General features: G+C 64.4%; 2 protein-coding genes. One reads left to right on the top strand and one right to left on the bottom strand.

Annotation, left to right across the window (positions count from 1 at the left end; all coding sequences use genetic code 11):
- Positions 1-456 precede the first annotated feature (456 nt).
- The gene (locus JMJ56_RS33010) at positions 457-1,392 is read left to right on the top strand and encodes a DUF3616 domain-containing protein (RefSeq protein WP_202836101.1); all 936 of its coding nucleotides are present in this window, start codon (positions 457-459) and stop codon (positions 1,390-1,392) included.
- 69 nt (positions 1,393-1,461) lie between these two features.
- Here JMJ56_RS33010 and JMJ56_RS35165 read toward each other — a convergent pair whose 3' ends face one another.
- Positions 1,462-1,593, bottom strand: coding sequence for a hypothetical protein (locus tag JMJ56_RS35165; protein ID WP_268885201.1), 132 nt, complete (start codon positions 1,591-1,593; stop codon positions 1,462-1,464).
- Positions 1,594-1,832: the final 239 nt, after the last annotated feature.

The following is a 1,832-nucleotide window of genomic DNA, read 5'->3' as shown; positions in this document are numbered from 1 at the left end:
AGCCATGATCCGCATCAGCCTCGGCGCCCTCCTGCTCCGCCGCATCGCCCACCCCTAACCATTCTCAAACGGGGTCTTAAATATTTCTGCCGCTGCCGGTCCGAAATCGACATCTTCGTCAACATCCACACGCACAATTTAAAAGCCGACTCGATTGAGTGTCGGAGCGAACGGACCCAGGCTGGCTCAGCCGCCGATCCCCTGAGGAGGGACGCGCACGACCATTCCCGCCTAGAGCACATTGCCGGTAAGCTCACCTGAGGTAGGAGGCCCAGCATGCTCATACGCCGTACTTCCAATACTTGCCTCACCATGCCGCTCTTCACGGGGGCAATGCTGTTGGCGACTGTCACATCCGTACCTGCAGCGACTGAGCCGCCGCGTCTACAAGTCGGCGCTCCCATCAGCCTAGTCGAGGTTAACGGATCCTGTGACGCCTCCGCTGTTGTGACGACCATGCCGGACGGCTTTGGCGAGTTCCTCGTATGGAATGACGAGAACGAAACGACGCTGCGGGTGAGCTTGGCGGGGAACACTATGCCGGTGACACCTCCTGACGACGTGTCTGACAGTGTGCGCAGCGCGCTGCGCGCCCGCTCAGGACGTGGCGAGGCCGACCTAGAAGGCGCGGCCCGGCTCGGCGACCGCATCTACCTGATCGGTTCGCACGGCCGGAATTCGTCCGGTGAGCGGCGAGAGCGGCGAGAGCAGCTGATCGCGCTCGAGGTCGCGGCGAAGGGTGACGAGGCGTTGGTGCGGCAGGTGCCGGAAACGCGAGTATACGGCGAGTTAATTTCCGCGCTGCGCGAGCAGATCGGGCTGCTAGGGCCCGTGCTGGGCCCAAACGGTGACGCGAGGGACGCGATGAGAGCGCCGGAGCGCTCCGGACTGAACATTGAGGGGCTCACCGCGGACCCAGACGGGGGCACCCTGCTGATCGGCTTGCGTAGCCCGCTCACGTCCGACGGCCACGCTATCGTGGTCCCGCTAAGCAATCCGGGCGAGGTCGTCGCGCTAGCCGGCACGCGGGCGCGGCTCGGCGAACCCATTCCGCTCGACCTCGACAACCGCGGCGTTCGCAGCCTGGAGCGAATGCCAGACGGGAGCGGCTACCTAGTGCTCGCCGGTCCGACTGGTGACGGACCAGGCTTCGAACTGTTCGCTTGGGCTGGGCCGGGCAGTCAGGAAGTCGCCAAGCTGTCCGGATTCACGGAGGCACTGCACCGGCTTCCAGACTTCCGACCGGAGGGGATGGTCGTACACCCCGCAGGGACCGAGTTGCTGCTGATCAGCGACGATGGTGGGCGCCTCGTCGGCTTCAATGCTTGCAAGGACGCGCCGCCGGAGCAGCGATCCTTTCGCATGCTTCGGCTACCGTTGCGGGCAGGGTAGTCCGTTGCCTTGTTCATAGCTCCGAACCGAATGCTTTGTGAATAAGAGCATCTTGATCAGTCGCGACGCTCATGCGGGCGCACCAAGGCGAACGAGGTGCTCGAGGTTGTAGGTGAGCCCACGCAGCAGCGCTTGGACGCGCTGCGTCTGGTCCAGCTTGGGGGCGAGCGCCTCGCCACGACGCCGCTTCACGACGGACACGACGGTCTCCGCCTTCTATCTCTGACGGTAGGCGACGCAATCGAGTTTTAAGCCTGGCTTGTCGAGCCGACGGACCATCTCCTGCCGCAGCGGAATGGTTGCGATCACACAGGCCGAGCGCCGCTTCCTGGCCGGGATCAGACTGTCGACGCCGAGACCTTCAGTAAGACCGTATGTCCGCCTTGAGCCGGGTGGCTCGTCCTACGATGCGCGGGTGAACGAGGGTTGCCCGCATGGGC

Origin of the sequence: Belnapia arida (genome assembly GCF_016773205.1) — a bacterium.
Taxonomy (GTDB): Bacteria; Pseudomonadota; Alphaproteobacteria; order Acetobacterales; family Acetobacteraceae; genus Belnapia; species Belnapia arida.
Note: the sequence above shows the minus strand (reverse complement) of the source record. Positions and strands in the feature narration are given on the sequence as shown.